General features: G+C 70.5%; 14 protein-coding genes. 7 read left to right on the forward strand and 7 right to left on the reverse strand.

Going from position 1 to position 16,006, the window contains the following annotated elements; translation table 11 throughout:
- Window positions 1-155 precede the first annotated feature (155 nt).
- Window positions 156-1,754 (forward strand): sigma 54-interacting transcriptional regulator, encoded by a 1,599-nt coding sequence (locus JGU66_32175; GenBank protein MBJ6765434.1) that lies wholly within the window; start codon window positions 156-158, stop codon window positions 1,752-1,754.
- Window positions 1,755-1,760: 6 nt separating this feature from the next.
- Here JGU66_32175 and JGU66_32180 read toward each other — a convergent pair whose 3' ends face one another.
- Entirely contained in the window at window positions 1,761-2,363 is a 603-nt protein-coding gene (locus tag JGU66_32180) for a hypothetical protein (GenBank protein MBJ6765435.1), read from the reverse strand.
- A gap of 106 nt (window positions 2,364-2,469) precedes the next feature.
- A complete protein-coding gene (locus JGU66_32185; GenBank protein MBJ6765436.1) occupies window positions 2,470-3,825 on the reverse strand; it encodes a hypothetical protein in 1,356 nt (451 codons plus the stop codon).
- A gap of 114 nt (window positions 3,826-3,939) precedes the next feature.
- Between JGU66_32185 and JGU66_32190 the strand changes: the two genes are divergently transcribed.
- Complete coding sequence (locus tag JGU66_32190; protein MBJ6765437.1) at window positions 3,940-5,406, forward strand: ABC transporter permease subunit; 1,467 nt, start codon at window positions 3,940-3,942, stop codon at window positions 5,404-5,406.
- Between the two features lie 8 nt (window positions 5,407-5,414).
- Entirely contained in the window at window positions 5,415-6,149 is a 735-nt protein-coding gene (locus JGU66_32195) for an amino acid ABC transporter ATP-binding protein (GenBank protein ID MBJ6765438.1), read from the forward strand.
- Between the two features lie 51 nt (window positions 6,150-6,200).
- Here the strand turns inward: JGU66_32195 and JGU66_32200 are convergent, their stop codons facing one another.
- The 3 genes from JGU66_32200 to JGU66_32210 all read right to left on the reverse strand — a co-directional run bounded on the left by JGU66_32200 (window position 6,201) and on the right by JGU66_32210 (window position 10,066).
- Window positions 6,201-7,082 carry a biotin-dependent carboxyltransferase family protein gene (locus tag JGU66_32200; GenBank protein MBJ6765439.1) on the reverse strand — a complete coding sequence of 294 codons (882 nt, stop codon included), beginning with the start codon at window positions 7,080-7,082 and terminating at the stop codon, window positions 6,201-6,203.
- Window positions 7,079-8,368 (reverse strand): LamB/YcsF family protein, encoded by a 1,290-nt coding sequence (locus JGU66_32205; GenBank protein MBJ6765440.1) that lies wholly within the window; start codon window positions 8,366-8,368, stop codon window positions 7,079-7,081. Before JGU66_32205 ends, JGU66_32200 begins: the two co-directional genes overlap by 4 nt.
- 276 nt (window positions 8,369-8,644) lie before the next feature.
- Window positions 8,645-10,066, reverse strand: coding sequence for a cytochrome c (locus tag JGU66_32210; protein ID MBJ6765441.1), 1,422 nt, complete (start codon window positions 10,064-10,066; stop codon window positions 8,645-8,647).
- A 94-nt stretch (window positions 10,067-10,160) separates the two neighbouring features.
- Here JGU66_32210 and JGU66_32215 point away from each other — a divergent pair, with 94 nt between their 5' ends.
- The gene (locus JGU66_32215) at window positions 10,161-11,300 is read left to right on the forward strand and encodes an aminotransferase class V-fold PLP-dependent enzyme (protein MBJ6765442.1); all 1,140 of its coding nucleotides are present in this window, start codon (window positions 10,161-10,163) and stop codon (window positions 11,298-11,300) included.
- Window positions 11,301-11,310: 10 nt separating this feature from the next.
- Here the strand turns inward: JGU66_32215 and cysK are convergent, their stop codons facing one another.
- Both cysK and JGU66_32225 read right to left on the reverse strand, forming a co-directional pair.
- Window positions 11,311-12,231 carry a cysteine synthase A gene (gene cysK / locus JGU66_32220; GenBank protein MBJ6765443.1) on the reverse strand — a complete coding sequence of 307 codons (921 nt, stop codon included), beginning with the start codon at window positions 12,229-12,231 and terminating at the stop codon, window positions 11,311-11,313.
- A gap of 40 nt (window positions 12,232-12,271) precedes the next feature.
- On the reverse strand, window positions 12,272-13,117 hold the full coding sequence (locus JGU66_32225; GenBank protein ID MBJ6765444.1) for a serine acetyltransferase: 846 nt from the start codon (window positions 13,115-13,117) through the stop codon (window positions 12,272-12,274).
- A gap of 181 nt (window positions 13,118-13,298) precedes the next feature.
- On the opposite strand from JGU66_32225, the gene JGU66_32230 reads away from it, so the two are divergent.
- The 3 genes from JGU66_32230 (at window position 13,299) to JGU66_32240 (ending at window position 15,996) form a co-directional block, all read left to right on the forward strand.
- Complete coding sequence (locus tag JGU66_32230; GenBank protein MBJ6765445.1) at window positions 13,299-13,547, forward strand: hypothetical protein; 249 nt, start codon at window positions 13,299-13,301, stop codon at window positions 13,545-13,547.
- Window positions 13,544-14,305: a biliverdin-producing heme oxygenase gene (locus JGU66_32235; GenBank protein MBJ6765446.1), complete on the forward strand. Its 762-nt coding sequence runs from the start codon at window positions 13,544-13,546 to the stop codon at window positions 14,303-14,305. The genes JGU66_32230 and JGU66_32235 overlap by 4 nt, the downstream gene beginning before the upstream one ends.
- A gap of 77 nt (window positions 14,306-14,382) precedes the next feature.
- Window positions 14,383-15,996 (forward strand): AMP-binding protein, encoded by a 1,614-nt coding sequence (locus JGU66_32240; GenBank protein ID MBJ6765447.1) that lies wholly within the window; start codon window positions 14,383-14,385, stop codon window positions 15,994-15,996.
- Window positions 15,997-16,006: the final 10 nt, after the last annotated feature.

A 16,006-nucleotide genomic window follows, 5' to 3' on the forward strand; every position in this document is an offset into this window, starting at 1 on the left:
TCTCTACAGCAGGCACCGTGCCAACGCCCCTGCTTCAGTGATTCCAGGGACTTGACTCCAGACCCTAAAAGGTCAGTGCCGCTGGGGCGGTGAATAACGAAATACCGGTGCCTTCCGCCACTGCAATTTCGGTGGCCCGCTATTATCCGAGAGACATGTCGGATGAACGGATGGCGGGCCGCGCCGAGGTGGCGAAGGATGCTCGGGAGCTGGTGGAGCTGGCAACCACGGAAGAAGGCGTGGGGGAACTGCTCCGTCGAGGATTGGACTGGTTGACCCGGGTGGTGCCGTTCGACCTGGCGACGCTCTTCTTGTTGAAGGGCGGCCGGTTGGAGGCGGTGGCGGCGCGTGGGCCGCTGGCGAACACGCGGGTGCGGCAGCACGTGCTGGAGCTGGCGGACTTCCCGTCGCTGAAGCACGCGTTGGAGTCGCGGCGCGCGCGGGCCTTCACGGAAGAGGACCACGCGCATGGAGACGGCGACCCGTTCGATGGGGTGTTGGACCTGCCGGCGGGGCACTCGTGCATGGTGGTGCCGTTGTGCGCGGGTGAGCGCGCCTATGGTGTGCTGACGTTGGACCGCGCCGAGTGCGTGGCGTACCCGCAGCCCGTGGTGGACCTGGTGGAGGTGTACGGCCAGATGCTGGCCACCGCCATCCAGAGCGCCGAGCAGCGCGCCAACTTCGAGCGACTGCACCGCCAGGACCATGAGCACGCGAAGCTGCTCGAGTCGCAGCTCGGTGGGGACTCCGAAGGCATCCTGGAGACGTCGCTGAACCAGGCCATGCGCGACTTGGCCATGCGCGCGCGGCAGGTGGCGGAGACGGACACGCCGGTGTTGATTCTGGGAGAGACGGGCACGGGCAAGGAGCGGCTCGCGCGCGCCATCCACCGTTGGAGTTCGCGAGCGGATCAGCCCTTCGTCACCATCAACTGCGCGGCCATTCCCGCGGGCCTGTTGGAGAGCGAGCTGTTCGGCCACGTGAAGGGCGCGTTCACCGGAGCGACGCGCGACCGCGCCGGGCGCTTCCAGATGGCGAACGGCGGCACGCTGTTGTTGGACGAGGTGGGCGAGCTGCCGGTGGAGCTGCAGGCCAAGCTGTTGCGTGCGCTCCAGGAGAAGGCCTTCGAGCCCGTGGGCAGCGACAAGACGGTGCGCGCGGACGTGCGCATCCTGGCGGCCACGCATGTGGAGTTGCAGCAGGCCATCGCGAACAAGCGCTTCCGCGAGGACTTGTACTACCGCCTGAGCGTCTTCCCGTTGCGGCTGCCTCCGCTGCGCGAGCGGCGCGAGGACCTTCCTCAGTTGTGCGCCTTCTTGTTGGAGGAGCAGGCGCGGCGCACGGGGCGCAGGGGCATGCGGGTGACGCCGGATGGGCTGGAGCGTCTGGCGACCTATGACTGGCCCGGCAACCTGCGCGAGCTGGCGAACGCGCTGGAGCGCGCCACCATCCTCACGAAGCGGCCCGAGCTGGGGCGCGAGTCGTTCGACCTTCCCTCGCGGGGAAGCGCGCCAGCACCCGCGGAGGTCGCCGCGCCTGCGGCAGGGGAGTCCGCGCCGAAGGCGGGCTCGGTGGCCACGCTGGCGGCGGTGCAGCGCGAACACATCTTGCGAGTGCTCAGTCTGACGCGCGGGCGCGTGTACGGGCCGGGCGGTGCCGCGGCGCTGCTCGGGCTGAAGCCGTCCACGCTCCAGAGCCGGATGAAGAAGCTCGGCATCGCGCGACTGGAGCAGTTCGTGGTCGACGAGGCGTGAGGCTCGTCAGTGCCGGTGGGCGCCGTCCTCGCGCAGCTCGCGTCGGTCCTCGCGCATCTCGGCGTGGTTCTGCATCTGCTCGGCGCGCGCGAGCTGGAGCAGGTCGCCCATCAGGGCGCGCTTGCGCTGGAGGCTGCCCGGATCCGTGCGGCCATAGAGCCCATCCAGCTCCCGGGCGATGGAGCGCGTCTGCTCCAGGGAGGCCCGCTCGGCTCGCGCGTCGCGCACGTCGTCTCGGCGGTCCCTTCGGTCATCCGCGCGCGCACCCGGGGAACTCCAGCCGTTCCGGTCGTCGCGCAGCTCGCGGTTGTCGCGGCGCACCTCGCGGACGTCCTTGGCCAGCTCGTGGTGGCTCTCGTCCAGCTCGGAGGCGATGTACGCGCGCAGCTCCGACTCCACGCGGTTCAGGTCATTGCGGTCGCGACGCCCGCGTGCCGCGTCGTAGCGATTGATCAGCGACTCCAGCTGATGCAGGTCCCGCCGGTCATCCCGCTGCTCCCGGCGGTCTTCGCGCAGCTCTCGACGGTCCTGTGCTCGCTCGGGCGGCCCGCCCGCTTGCGCCAACACGGGGAGGGAGAGCGTCAACGTTGCCAGCAGCCACTTCGACATGGGGGGAGCTCCTGAGGGCAGGTTCTGCCCCGCTCAAACGCCCCCCGAGCCCGAGAATTCAACCCCGCCACGCGGACCGCCGCGGCGGGGTGGGTGCGGCTGCGACTCAGGCGACGCGAGGCGCCTCGGCGCGCACCGGGTACTGGCCACGCTTGCCGAAGGGCGGGTCGAACAGGTGCGGATCCGACTGGCGCGAGCGGAACAGGTCGATGATGTAGTTCATCCGCTGGTCCAGGCGGCTCCAGTCCTTGGCGGCGGTGCCGTGCAGGCTGTCCGGCGTGCGGTCGAGCTTGCCCATCAGCGCGCGAAGCTCCGGGTTCTCGAGCGAGCGCAGGTTCGACGGGAACAGGTCCTGCTCCATGCCCGCGGGAGGCGGCAGGTCATTGCCGAGCTTCAACGCGCCGCCGGGCACCGCCAGCTTCATCATGTGGTCCGTGGCGAAGCGGCGGAACGTGCTCGCCAGCCCGTCCACCACGGGCGACAGCGCCGCGTCCACCACGCCGCTCTTGATGGCGGCCTTGGCGGCGAGGTTGGCGGGGAAGGGCAGGGCGTTGGCCGCGCCCTGGATGGACTGCTTGAGCAGGTCCCGGAACGTCTCCTTCACCGGCGTGTTCAGCGCCTTCTCCACGTAGGGCTGAAGCTGCGTCTGCTCGTGCAGGCCGATTTGATCATTGGCCAGCAGCATCAGCTCGGCCTTCTTGTTCGGATCCTTCTCGAACATGGCCTCGGCGTAGTGCCCGAAGGCCTGCTTGAGCAGCGGCTTGTCCGCGGGGAAGCTCTCCAGGTACTTCTGCGTCTTGGCCGCGTCGTAGGCCGTGTCGCCCTGGAAGGTCTCGATGAAGCGCGCGAACTCGGTGCCCACCTCGTGGAACACGAGCTGGTTGCCGTCGGCGATCGCCTTGCTGACGTCGTCGAGCGCCTTCGAGCCCGCCTTCGCGATGTCCGACAGGCCCGGCAGCGCGGGCAGGCCCACCTTGCGGAGGATGTCGTCCACCTTGGACAGCGGCCCCATGACGTCGCCCGCGCCGTGGAGCGCGTCCACCAGCATCTTGGGCATGTCCTCCTGGCGGATGCTCACCCCTGCCTGCTTGGACGCCCACGTGCCGAAGGTGGCCCAGCTCGCGTTCTCCGTGCCGAGCATCTGCCCCATCGCGCTCGACAGGTCCGAGTAGCCCTGGGTGATGGCCATGTTGCGGGCCACGGGGTCCTTCATCGCGGAGATGGCCTCCACGTCTCGGGCGCTGGGGTAGGACCCGGGCGTGACGCCGGTGCCTCGGGACGCGGGGGCCGTGGCCGCGAGGGCGACGGGGCCGGCCGAGCGCGGCTTCGACTCGAACCCCGACACGCCGCGCTCATCGCGGACGGGCGTGGCGCGGGCCTTCACGTCGGGACGTGGGCGCGGGTTCTCGGAAATGGGACGGGGCTGCGGAGCGACGCGGGAGCCAATGCGCGGGGGAGACATGTGGGGATTCTCGGTGGGCGGCCGAACAGAGTTGCTACCGGTGCGTCCGGGGCAGGACGGGTACGAAAGCGCTTGCTCCAGGGGACGAAGCCGCCGATGTAACACGGGGTCTCCATGCACCCGCGCTTCCTCCGCTTCCGACCCTCCGTTGCCGGGCTGGCCTTCCTCGGACTCATCTGGGGGCTCGTGCTCGCCCCGGGCTGTGGGCGCAAGGAGGCACCCTCCGCCCCGGGGGACTTCCGTGGGCGCACGCTGCGCATCGGCACGGACGCCACCTATCCGCCCTTTGAGTCGGTGCACGACGGGGAGCTGGTCGGCTTCGACGTGGAGCTGGGCAACCTGGTGGGCGAGGAGCTGGGCGCCAAGGTCGAGTGGACGAACACCTCGTTCGACGGTGTCTTCCCCGCGCTGCTCGCCGGCAAGTTCGACCTGGTGATGTCCGCCGTCACCATCACCCCGGAGCGGCAGGAGCGTCTGGCCTTTTCGGATCCGTATTACACGGCCGGCCAGCGGGTGGCCGCGCGCCAGGATGACCTGAGCATCACTGGCATCGAGAGCCTGCGCGGCAAGGTCGCGGGCATCCAGATCAACACCACCGCCGCGCTGGTGCTCCAGAAGCTCCCGGACGTGCAGGTGCGCCAGTACCCGAGCATCGACCTGGCGCTGCAGGACCTGCTCAACGGCAACCTCGCGGGCGTGGTGGGGGACTCGCCGACGCTGCGCTACTTCATCCACCACGGCTTCAAGGGCCTGCGCACCACCGGGGACCTGCTCACCGAGGAGCACTACGGAATCGTGATGCGGCCGGACGACCCGGCCCTGCGCACGGCGGTGAACGCGGCGCTGAAGCGGCTGCGCGACAATGGTCGGTTCGCCGCGCTGGAGGAGAAGTACTTCGGAGTCGCGGCGCAGCAGGCCAAGCCAGCGCTGACGGGCGTGCCTTGGGGCAGCGTGGCGCGTCGGCTGGTGCGGGGCATGGCGCTGACGCTGGGGCTCACCGCGCTGGCGCTCCTGGCCGGTCTGCCTTTGGGGCTGGGCGTGGCGCTGGGGCGGCGCGCGAAGCCGAAGGTGCTGGCGTGGCTGTGCGCGGGCTATGTCGAGGTGCTGCGCGGGACGCCGCTGCTCGTGCAGATCATCTTCATCTACTACGCGCTGCCGCAGCTGCTCGGGGTGGACCTGGCGCCGTTCCTGGCGGCGGTGCTGGCGCTGACGCTCAACAGCGCGGCCTATGTGGCGGAGATCTTCCGCGCGGGCATCGCGTCGGTGGACCCGGGGCAGTCCGAGGCCGCGCGCGCGTTGGGCATGAGCTCCGCGCAGGCCATGCGCTTCGTCATCCTCCCGCAGGCGGTGCGCAACGTGCTGCCGCCGCTGACGAACGAGGGCATCGCGCTGCTGAAGGACTCGTCGCTGGTGTCCATCATCGGCATGGCGGAGCTGACGCGCTCGGGGCAGGAGCTGGCCAGCCAGCTCGCGGCGCCGTTGGCCATCTGGCCGCTGGTGGCGGTGTTCTATCTCCTGGCCACGTTGCCGCTGACACGGCTGGCCGCGGCGCTGGAACGGCGCCTCCAAAATCAACGCTGAGGAACGACATGGCGCTCGTCGAAGTCCGCAACCTGCACAAGCGCTTCGGGGCGGTGGACGTCCTGCGTGGCGTGGACCTCACCGTTCAACCGGGCGAGGTGGTGGTGTTCGTCGGCCCGTCCGGATGTGGAAAGTCCACGCTGCTTCGGTGCCTGTGTGGCCTGGAGCTGCCGTCCGAAGGCGAAGTGATGGTGGGTGGAGTGCCCGTGCGAGATGACGCCGCGGCGCTCCAGGCCCTGCATCGCCGAGTGGGCATGGTGTTCCAGCGCTTCCACCTGTTCCCGCACCTCAGCGCGTTGCAGAACGTGACGCTGGCGCCGCGCAAGGTGCTGGGCATGCCCGATGCGGAGGCCGAGGTGTTGGGCCGGCGCATGCTGTCGATGGTGCATCTGGGCGATCGCGTGGACGCATACCCGGCGCAGCTCTCGGGTGGGCAGCAGCAGCGGGTGGCCATTGCTCGCGCGCTGGCGATGAAGCCGGAGCTGATGCTCTTCGATGAGCCCACGAGCGCGCTGGACCCCGAGCTGGTGGGCGAGGTGCTGGAGGTCATGCGCGAGCTGGCGCGCGAGGGCATGACCATGTGCGTGGTGACGCACGAGATGGGCTTCGCCGCGGACGTGGCTCACCGCGTGCTCTTCCTCGACGGAGGCCGCGTGGTGGAGGAAGGCACGCCGCAGCAGGTGCTTCGCGAGCCGAAGCAGCCGCGTACCCGTGAGTTCCTCGCGCGCCTGCTCCAGCGCTGAGTTTCGGTCGCGCTGGGACGTGAGGTCCGCGCGCGCCTGTCCCCGTGCCGCTCAGCGCTCGGTGGACAGGCCCAGCTCGGCGGCGCGGTGGGTCCACGCTTCTCGTGCTTCTTCGACGGACACGGACGCGAAGCGCACGTGGGCGCCGGGGCGGCGCGCGGCGAGCCGTCCCCAGTCCGCGCGGATGACGACGGCGATGAGCGGATAGCCTCCCGTCGTGGGGTGATCCGGCCCGAGCACGATGGGCTCTCCGGACAACGTCACCTGGATGGCCCCGCGCGCCATGGGCCTCGACGTACCCGTGCCTTCATCGCCATGGGGAATGGCGGCACCGCGCAGCCGCATGCCCACCCGGTCACTCAGCGTGGACACGGTGAAGTCCGTGCCCACCAGCAGCGGCAGCGCCGTGGCGTCGAAGCGCTCCAGGTCCGGCCCCGCGGTGACTCGCACAGGGGCCTGCGCGTCCAGGCTCACCTCGGGGGATTGAGCGTCGGGCGGACCATTGCCGGCGCCGAGGGGGAGCGCGTCTCCCGGGCGCAGGGCGCGCCCCTGATGCCCGCCCAGGTTCGCGACGAGCAGCGTGCCCCGTCCTCCCAACACCTCGGGCACCGCGATGCCTCCGTCCACCGCGACGTAGCGCACGGCGAGGGACTCGGGGGCGGGGACGGTGAAGGTCTCGCCATCCGCCACCGTGAACGAGCGCCCGTCCACGGAGATGCGGGCCGCGCGGCCGCGCACTCGCAGCGCCAGCCGCCCGTAGGATTCGAGCGCCGCCGCGCCTCGGGGATTGCCCACCGCGCGGTTGGCCGCCACGAGCAACTCCGGAACCAAGGGCCCTCCGGAGGGGACGCCGTGGTGCATCTGCCCGGGGCGCCCGCCATCCTGCACCGTGACCGGCGCACCCATTCCGGTGATGTCCAGCCAGCCGTTCATGCATCCACCTGCTCGAAGCGCACCCGGTCTCCGGGCCGCAGCACCGCGCCCCGCTCCGAGTCGAAGGCCGTGAAGTCCAGCGCGGTCCCCACCAGGTTCCATCCCCCGGGGGACGTGAAGGGGTAGACGCCCGTGCGCGCTCCCGCGATGCCCACCGAGAGCGCCGGCACTCGCGCGCGAGGCGAGGCCAGTCGCGGGCACGCGATGCTTGGGTCCACTTCGCCCAGGTAGGCGAACCCTGGCAGGAAGCCCACGCATCGGACGGTGTACTCGCGCGCCGCGTGCCGTCGCGCCACCTCGTCCACCGTCAACCCGCCGTGCTCCGCCACCTTCGCCAGGTCGGGGCCGTCGTAGCGCACGCGCAGGGTGACGCGCGGATGGGGCTGCTCGACCGCGGGCAGCAAGCGCAAGCGCGCGAGGACGAGCCGAGGCTCCTCCGGAGGCGCGTCGGGAGCGAAGTACACGCTGACGTGGTCCTCGGTGAGGACGCAATCCACCACGTGAGGCAGGGCGCGCAGGGTCTCCTGTGCCCGTCCTCCGTCCAGCCCCTCCGGGAGCGTCAGTCGCAGCGCGCACTCGCCCAGCGGGTCCTCGCGAATCGCGAGTGCATCCAGTCCCGCACGCACCTCGGTGGCCAGGGTGACCGCGCCCGGCGTGTCGCCGTGAACGCACAGCGTCTCGACCGCACCGCTCTTCGCCAGCCGCGAGGCGTTCTCCCGCACGCGCGCGAGGTCCGTCAGCACGGCCCCGGGCTGGCCCCTCGGGATGAGCGAGCCGTCCGGCCGCGTCCCCCGGTCCGCGAAGCCCTCGCGCAGATAGGCGAGGCTCGCCTCGCGCGCCGCGTCCCACAGCGCCCCCTGCGGAGGCCCGATGAGCGTGAGGTCCGGTCCCAGCGCGCGGATGAGTCCCGCGACGACCGCCCGAGCGATGGCCGGCGTGGCGTGGGCTGCGTGGTAGAGCGCGCCGTGGGGCTTGGCGAAGGCGACGCGCTGGCCCCGCTCGGAGGCGAGCCTCGCGAGCCGGGTGCATTGCTCCGCCACTTGCTGACCGAGGACGTCAGGGGCGACGTCGAGCGTGCGCCGCCCGAAGCCTTCGCGATCCTCGAACGATGGGTGCGCACCGACGTGAGTGCCGTGCCGCTCACATTGCGCCAAGGCGTGGCGCATGGAGGCGTCATCCCCCGCGTGTCCGCCGCACGCGATGTTGGCCACGTGCGCCAGGGCGTAGAGCCGAGGGTCCTCGTCGGGCAGCTCGCCCAGGTCGATGTTGAGGAGGCACCCCATCATGGGCGCCACGCTACACAAAAAAATCCAGCACTGGTCCGTGCCCACCCGGTGACCAGGGTCTCTGGTCGCGGCGAAGACACGGAGGCCAGTGCTGGAACCGCGCCCCCGGAATAAGGGGCCGGCCTGATTCCGGAAGACGCGGGTGCCCCCCCGCCACCATGGAGGGGAAGGCGAACTGAACTACGAGGTGATTTGGAGGACTCCCCCCTCGTGCACCACCTCTTCCGGGATACGTGGCGAGGGGCTTTTTCTGGCAATTTCGCCGTGAATCTTTTGTCAGCGCGGCGTCGCCAGGGTCGAGGGGCCACCGGCCTTCACCCACCGAACGAGGGCCAGCGCGGTGCGCTCGTCAATCAGCTCGGCGTAGGTGGGCATGGGCGTGCCCGGCAGGTACTTCTCCGGGTTGCGCACCCACTTCACCAGCTCCAGGTCCGAGCGGTGGGCCGCGTGCGCGAGCCGGTCGTGGTAGCGCGCCCCGGGCGCATGGCAGCTCGAGCACCCGTACTGGACGAACAGCTTCGCCGCGTCCACCTTCGCGGGCGTCAGCACGGGCCTCGGCTTGCGCACCACGGGATTCACCTGCCCGCTGGCCAGCGTGGTCGCGGGAGGGGGCGTCGAGCCGACCGAGGGCGTCGCCGTGGGTGTGGTCGTCGGAGGAGGCGCAGCAGGTGTCGGAAGGGCCTCGGCGACGGCGGCCTCGGCGGCGGTGTCGAGCTGGGTCTCCGCGCTCTGGTCGCCCGCGCCCGTGTCGGGATTCACCCAGGCCGCGCGGACGCTGGTGGCGGTGAGGCGGGGGCGCGCGCCGTCCACGTTGTTCTTCTTCGGAGCCAGGGTGCGCAGGTAGTCGTAGAGCGCCCGGGCCTCGGCTTCATCGAGGGCGCGGAAGCGCGGCATGGGGGAGCGCAGCGCCGAGCCATCCGGCGCGAGCCCGTCGCGCAGCGCGCGGGTGAAGTCCGCGAGCGTCCAGTTCGCGAGGCCTGTGGCATCGAACGTGAGGTTGCTGGAGTAGACCTTGCGGCCCTCGGGGTCCACGAAGGCCATGCCGCCCGAGAAGGCGTCGTCGCCTTTCGTCTTGTCGGGGCTGAAGCCGTCCGTGTGGCACGAGGCGCAGTCGTAGACCTCGTGGGCCATGTAGCGGCCGTACTCCAGCGTGGGCCCCTTGGGGGGCACGGGGATGCCGGAGGCGGGGCGCTCCGCGGGGGTGTTGCCGGTGATGAAGCGGAAGCCGATGCCGCCCACGAAGCTGAACTCGCACGCGGGCGCGGGCTTTGGATCCGCTCGGAACAGCGGGTCCTCCGAGCGCAGGAAGCCCAGCACCGCCGCGAGGTCCGCGTCGCCCATGCCGTAGCTGGGCATCACCATGAGGCGCCCGTCGCGACTCACCGCGTAGCGGATGGCGCGCGCCAGCTCCTCGTCCTTCGCCGCGCCAATGCCGCCCACCGGATCCGCGGTCAGGTTGGCCGAGTGGAAGCGGCCCATGTACGAGGGCAGCTCGCGCAAGGGCGCGCCCGAGGCGGTGTCTCGGTCTCCGCCGCGATGACAGGCCTCACAGCTCGCGTGGAAGATGTCGGCGCCGCGCACGAGCGCCTGGGGAGACGTGTCCGCGCGGATGGGCGGGTAGGGCGCGTGGACGGTGCCCGCGCATCCCGAGAGCAGCACGAGGGTCGACAGCACGGCAGCCAGCACGTCGCGGCGCATCATGGGCTCCTCAACTCGGGGCGCAGGACGGATAGCGCACTTCGGGCCCTTCGTGGAGACCCCCTCCCGCGCGCTCGCGGCTACAGTGCCTCGGATGACCCGCCCCCTCGAGTCCTACCGCGCCGAGTTCCCTGTCCTACAGGAGCAGCTCTACCTGAATCACGCGGGCGTGGCGCCCACGAGCCTGCGCGCCGCGAGCGCCGTGCGTGGCTGGATGGAGGACCTGGTGCATACCGGCATCCAGCACGAGCGCGGCTGGGAGGCCCACTGCGAGAAGGTCCGAGGCATGGCCGCGCGGCTCATCGGTGCCGCGCCGGACGAAGTGGCCTTCGTGCGCAACACCAGCCACGGCCTGGGCCTGGTGGCCGAGGGACTCGACTGGCGTCCCGGTGACGAGGTCGTGGTGGCCACCCGCCTGGAGTACCCCTCCAATGTCTATCCCTGGCTCCACCTGCGCGACCGCGGCGTGGTGGTGCGCGACATCGAGACGCCCGCGGGCGGAGTCACGCCGGAGGCAGTGGCCGCCTCGCTCACCTCGCGCACGCGGTTGGTGGCCGTGTCGTCCGTGCAGTTCGCGACGGGGTACCGCACGGACCTCGATGCGCTCGGGGCGGTGTGCGAACGCGCGGGCGCGTTGTTGTGCGTGGACGGCATCCAGAGCGTGGGCTGCGTGCCGGTGGACGTGAAGAAGTCTCGCGCGCACTTCCTCAGCGCGGACAGCCACAAGTGGATGCTGGGCATCGCGGGCATCGGCATCCTCTACGTGGCGCGCGACGTCCTGCCGCGCGTGCGCCCGGTGCTGGTGGGCTGGCGCAGCACCACGGACGCGTGGAACTTCAATCGCAGCCACTTCGAGCTGCGCCCGGACGCGCTGAAGTTCGAGGAGGGCAGCGCGGCCTACACCGGCATCTACGCGCTGGGCGCGGCGCTGGAGCTGTTGCTGGAGGTGGGGGTGGACCGCATCGCCGAGCGCATCGGCCAGCTCGTCTCGCGGCTGGAGGCGGGCCTTCGCGACCTGGGCTGCGACGTGGGGCCCGCGCCCGAACACCGCGCGGGCATCCTCACCTTCCTGCCGCCCGGCGCGGATCCGCGCGCGCTCAGCACCTGGTTGTCCGAGCGCAAGGTGGCGCATTCCGTGCGGCGCGGGCGCATCCGCCTGTCGCCGCACTTCTACAACACGCCAGAGGAGATGGACCGGGTGGTGAGCTGGGTGCGCGAGTTCGCGCACCCCTGAGTCCCGAGCGCTATTGCGCGGGGAAGAGCGAGTCGATGGACAGGTAGCGCTCGCCCGTGTCGTAGCAGAAGCACAGCACGCGGCTGCCGTCCGGCATCTCGCCCAGCTTCTGGTTCACCGCGGACAGCGAGGCGCCCGAGGAGATGCCCACGAAGATGCCCTCCTCGCGCGCGGAGCGGCGCGTGAAGGTGAACGCGTCCTCCTCGGCCACCTGGATGGTGCCGTCGAGCACTTCCGTGTGCAGGTTCTTGGGGATGAAGCCCGCGCCAATGCCCTGGATGGGGTGCGGGCCCGGCGCGCCGCCGCTGATGACGGGGGACTTCACGGGCTCCACCGCGAACACCTTGAGCTTGGGCCAGCGCTTCTTGAGCACCTCGGCGACGCCGGTGATGTGGCCACCCGTGCCCACGCCGGTGATGAGGTAGTCCAGCCCGTCCGGGAAGTCGTTGAGGATCTCCTGCGCGGTGGTGCGCTGGTGCACCTCGATGTTGGCCGCGTTCTCGAACTGCTGGGGCATCCACGCGTTGGGCACCTGGGCCACCAGCTCATTGGCGCGCGCGATGGCGCCCTTCATGCCCTGCGCGCGCGGGGTCAGCTCGAAGGTGGCGCCGTAGGCGGCCATGAGGCGGCGGCGCTCGATGCTCATGGACTCGGGCATGACGAGCACCAGCTTGTAGCCCTTCACCGCGGCCACCATGGCCAGCCCGATGCCGGTGTTGCCGCTGGTGGGCTCGATGATGACGCTGTCCTTGTTGAGGATGCCGCGCTTCTCCGCGTCTTCAATCATCGCCAGGGCGATGCGGTCCTTGATGCTGCCGCCCGGGTTGGCGCGCTCCAGCTTCATGTGGACGGTGACGCGAGAGGGGAACAGCCGCTGGATGCGCACATGCGGCGTGTTGCCGATGGTCTGCAGGATGGAGTCGGCTTTCATGGGTCCGTGGCGGGGCTGCGGGTGAGGGCTGCGCTGCGTTTCAAATGTGGTAGTCCAGCTCATCGAGTCCGCTGTCGCCGTTGCGCGGGCGGACCTCGCTGCGTCGGGTGACGATGGAGTTGCGCGGCACGCTCTGCGTGAGCCACGCGTTGCCGGCGATGATGCTGCCCTGGCCCACCACCGTCTCGCCGCCGAGGATGGTGGCGTTGGCGTACACCACCACGCCGTCCTCGATGGTCGGGTGGCGCTTCTTGTTCGCCAGGGCCTTCTCCACCATCAGCGCGCCCAGGGTGACGCCCTGGTAGAGCTTCACGTTGTCGCCAATCAGCGTCGTCTCGCCGATGACCACGCCCGTGCCGTGGTCGATGACGAAGCGCCGCCCGATGACCGCCCCCGGGTGGATGTCCACGCCCGTGCGCTGATGCGCGTGCTCGGTGAGCAGCCGCGGCAGCAGCGGGAAGCCCAGGCCGTGGAGCGCGTGCGCCACGCGGTAGATGGCGATGGCGAGGAAGCCCGGATACGTGAGGATGACCTCGTCCACGCTGCGCGCGGCGGGGTCCGCGTCGAAGATGGCCTGCGCGTCCTGCTGGAGCCACGCGTACGTGTCCGGCAGTCCCGCCATGAAGCGCGCCGGGAGCGACGGCTCCGTGCGCGGATAGTGCGGCTCCAGCAGGTCCAACAGCCGGTGCAGGCTGGCTTCCACGGTGGTGACGTCACGCCGAACCGCCGCGGCGCTGCACTCCAGCCGGTCCGCGAAGTGCGGGAACAACAAGCCCAGCACCTGCCCGACGAACTCCGGCGCCGCCTTGCGCACGTCCGGGGGAAAGCAGTGGCGCTGCCTCGCATCCAACAGGGCCGCTACCAGTCTTGCGTGAGGGTCTTCCATGGGGCGTTGCGTCAGACTAGCCGAAGAGGGGGGACCTCTCCCTAACGCCCGCCCGCGTCATCGCGCATGACGGAACGCGGGGCGCTCACGCCCCCGCCCCTTGACCGCGGCCCAAGGCTTGGGACATCATGAGTTTGACTTTGAGAATCAAAGTCAAAATTTGAGCCCAGGCGAGGACGCGATGTCTGCTCAGGAATGCGGAAAGACAGTGCTGGCGCGGGGGCCATGCGCCGAGGTCACGCGGTGCGCCTGCGGGCACATCCACCTGGCAGTGGGGCCGGTGACGCTGCGGCTGGACGAGGACATCCTGCGGGCGCTGGGGCTCACGCTGGCCGAGGCGGTGCGGCGCCTGGCGGGGCCGGCCGAGTCCGAGACGCCAGCGATGGCGGGCGCGCCCCACGGGGTCTCCACGGGCGGGTGGAAGCAGTGACGGTCACCGGCGTCTGGAGGGGCCCGCGTCCGGAGACCTCGGCGCGCGAGCGGCGCCTGTCCGTCGCGTCGCAGGCGACGGGGCTGGCCTTGCGGCTGGAGGAGGAGACGGTGGAGGCGCGCCTGCGCGTGGAGCGCTCGCTGTTCCTGCAGTCGCTGTTCTGCGAGCCCTGGGAGGGCGGCGTGCTGGGCGAGTACGTCCGCGCGGCCCACTACACGGCGTACCTGCGTCAGCTCCATGTCCTCTACGTGACATTCGAGTCCTTGCTGCCCCGGTTGAGGGATGTGCCCCTGGCGCAGGTGTTGTGGCTGCCGGAGCTGCGGCGCGCGTCCGCGTTGGAGGCGGACCTCGCCTGGTTCTGCGGGGACACGCGCAGCGAGCCGTTCGCGTGCGAGGAGACGCTGCTGCACGTGGAGCGGATGCGGGAGGTGCTCGGCGAGGCGCCGCACCTGCTGCTGGCCCATGCGTATGCGCGCTGCGTGCTGGACCTCTATCCGGGGCCGCTGAAGGCGCAGCTGGTGGCGGAGTCCTTCGAGTTGGAGGACGGCCATGGCACGGCGTTCTACAACGCGCTCTCGCTGGGCGAGGTGCCGGCCTTCCGCGCGCGGCTGCATGAGCGACTGGAGGCGCTGCGGCTGGGTGAGGACGCGGTGGAGGAGATTGTCCAGGAGGCGCGTCTGGCCTTCCGTCTCCATGCGCGACTGTGCGAGTCCCTGGCTCGCGGCGGACCCGCCGTGGCGCTTGCCGCGCCGCGATAGTGAATGGCTGACGGGCCGGCGAGCCCCGCGGTCATCGGTCGCTTGTGGAGCACGCCGCGTCCTGGGGACGATGGGGCATGACCGCTCCCTCCTATGCCCATGGCACGTGCCCGACCCCGCTGCTCGGGGAGACCGTCGGGAGGAACCTCCAGCGCATGGTGGAGGCGCATGGTGACCGGGAGGCGCTGGTGGTGGTGTCGCAGGGCTACCGCGCGACGTACCGCCAGTTCTGGGACGCGACCACTGAGGCGGCCATGGGCCTCTTGGGATTGGGCGTGGGCAAGGGCGACCGGGTGGGGCTGTGGTCTCCCAATCGCTTCGAGTGGGTGGTGTGCCAGTACGCGGCGGCGCGGGTGGGCGCCATCCTCGTCAACCTCAACCCGGCCTACCGCACGGCGGAGCTGGAGTACGCGCTCAATCAGGCCGGCGTCAGCGTGCTGCTGTTGGCCAAGGGCTTCCGGCAGACGGACTACCGGACGATGCTGGAGGAGGTGCGGCCCCGTTGCCCGGCGCTGCGCGTGGCGCTGGTGCTGGATGATGACTGGGAGTTGCTCGCGCGCACCGGGGCGCACGTGAGCGAGCGGACGCTGGCGGACCGCGAGGCCTCGCTCCAGTTCGATGACCCCATCAACATCCAGTACACCTCTGGGACGACGGGCTTCCCGAAGGGCGCCACGCTGTCGCACCACAACGTGCTCAACAACGGCTTCTTCGTGGGGGAGTTGCTGGGCTACGGGCCCGAGGAGCGGGTGTGCATCCCCGTGCCCTTCTACCACTGCTTCGGCATGGTGATGGGCAACCTGGCGTGCACGTCCCATGGGGCGTGCATGGTGATTCCGGGCGAGGGCTTCGAGCCGCTCGCGGTGTTGCAGGCGGTGCAGGCCGAGCGCTGCACATCGCTCTACGGCGTGCCGACGATGTTCATCGCGGAGTTGGATGAGCCGCGCTTTGGCGAGTTCGACTTGAGCTCGCTGCGCACGGGCATCATGGCGGGCTCGCCGTGTCCCGTGGAGGTGATGAAGGCGGTGCAGTCGCGGATGCACATGCGCGAGGTGTCCATCTGCTACGGCATGACCGAGACCTCGCCGGTGTCGACGCAGACGCTGCTGGAGGACACGTTGGAGCGGCGCGTGGCCACGGTGGGGCATGTGCACCCGCACATCGAGGTGAAGGTCGTGGATCCGGATTCGAGGGCCGTCGTGCCGCGAGGGCAGCCGGGGGAGCTGTGCACGCGGGGCTACAGCGTGATGCTGGGGTACTGGGAGAACGCCGAGGCCACGGCGGCGGCGGTGGACGCCGCGGGCTGGATGCACACGGGTGACCTGGCCCTGATGGACGCGGATGGCTACGTGCGGATCGTCGGTCGCATCAAGGACATGATCATCCGAGGCGGCGAGAACGTGTACCCGCGCGAGGTGGAAGAGTTCCTCCACACGCACCCGGGTGTCAGCGAGGCGCAGGTCATCGGAGTGCCGAGCGCGAAGTACGGCGAAGAGGTGATGGCCTGGGTGCGTGGGCGCCCGGGCGTGAGCCTCACCGAGGCGTCGCTGCGAGAGTTCTGCACGGGGCGCATCGCCACGTTCAAGATTCCCCGCTACTGGAAGTTCGTGGAGTCCTTCCCCATGACGGTGACGGGAAAGGTCCAGAAGTTCCGCATGCGCGAGCTGTCCTCCAGCGAGCTGGGACTCTAGCCCGTGGGGC

The sequence above is a fragment of the Myxococcaceae bacterium JPH2 genome, assembly GCA_016458225.1.
Taxonomy (GTDB): domain Bacteria; phylum Myxococcota; class Myxococcia; order Myxococcales; family Myxococcaceae; genus Citreicoccus.

What these genes read in the sequence shown, in the direction of transcription:
- cysK (MBJ6765443.1), bottom strand. Translation starts at nt 12,231, where the DNA reads ATGAAAGCCGACTCCATCCTGCAGACCATCGGCAACACGCCGCATGTG.
- JGU66_32175 (MBJ6765434.1), top strand. Translation starts at nt 156, where the DNA reads ATGTCGGATGAACGGATGGCGGGCCGCGCCGAGGTGGCGAAGGATGCT.
- JGU66_32215 (MBJ6765442.1), top strand. Translation starts at nt 10,161, where the DNA reads ATGACCCGCCCCCTCGAGTCCTACCGCGCCGAGTTCCCTGTCCTACAG.
- JGU66_32205 (MBJ6765440.1), bottom strand. Translation starts at nt 8,368, where the DNA reads ATGATGGGGTGCCTCCTCAACATCGACCTGGGCGAGCTGCCCGACGAG.
- JGU66_32195 (MBJ6765438.1), top strand. Translation starts at nt 5,415, where the DNA reads ATGGCGCTCGTCGAAGTCCGCAACCTGCACAAGCGCTTCGGGGCGGTG.
- JGU66_32230 (MBJ6765445.1), top strand. Translation starts at nt 13,299, where the DNA reads ATGTCTGCTCAGGAATGCGGAAAGACAGTGCTGGCGCGGGGGCCATGC.
- JGU66_32200 (MBJ6765439.1), bottom strand. Translation starts at nt 7,082, where the DNA reads ATGAACGGCTGGCTGGACATCACCGGAATGGGTGCGCCGGTCACGGTG.
- JGU66_32210 (MBJ6765441.1), bottom strand. Translation starts at nt 10,066, where the DNA reads ATGCGCCGCGACGTGCTGGCTGCCGTGCTGTCGACCCTCGTGCTGCTC.
- JGU66_32190 (MBJ6765437.1), top strand. Translation starts at nt 3,940, where the DNA reads ATGCACCCGCGCTTCCTCCGCTTCCGACCCTCCGTTGCCGGGCTGGCC.
- JGU66_32180 (MBJ6765435.1), bottom strand. Translation starts at nt 2,363, where the DNA reads ATGTCGAAGTGGCTGCTGGCAACGTTGACGCTCTCCCTCCCCGTGTTG.
- JGU66_32225 (MBJ6765444.1), bottom strand. Translation starts at nt 13,117, where the DNA reads ATGGAAGACCCTCACGCAAGACTGGTAGCGGCCCTGTTGGATGCGAGG.
- JGU66_32240 (MBJ6765447.1), top strand. Translation starts at nt 14,383, where the DNA reads ATGACCGCTCCCTCCTATGCCCATGGCACGTGCCCGACCCCGCTGCTC.
- JGU66_32185 (MBJ6765436.1), bottom strand. Translation starts at nt 3,825, where the DNA reads ATGTCTCCCCCGCGCATTGGCTCCCGCGTCGCTCCGCAGCCCCGTCCC.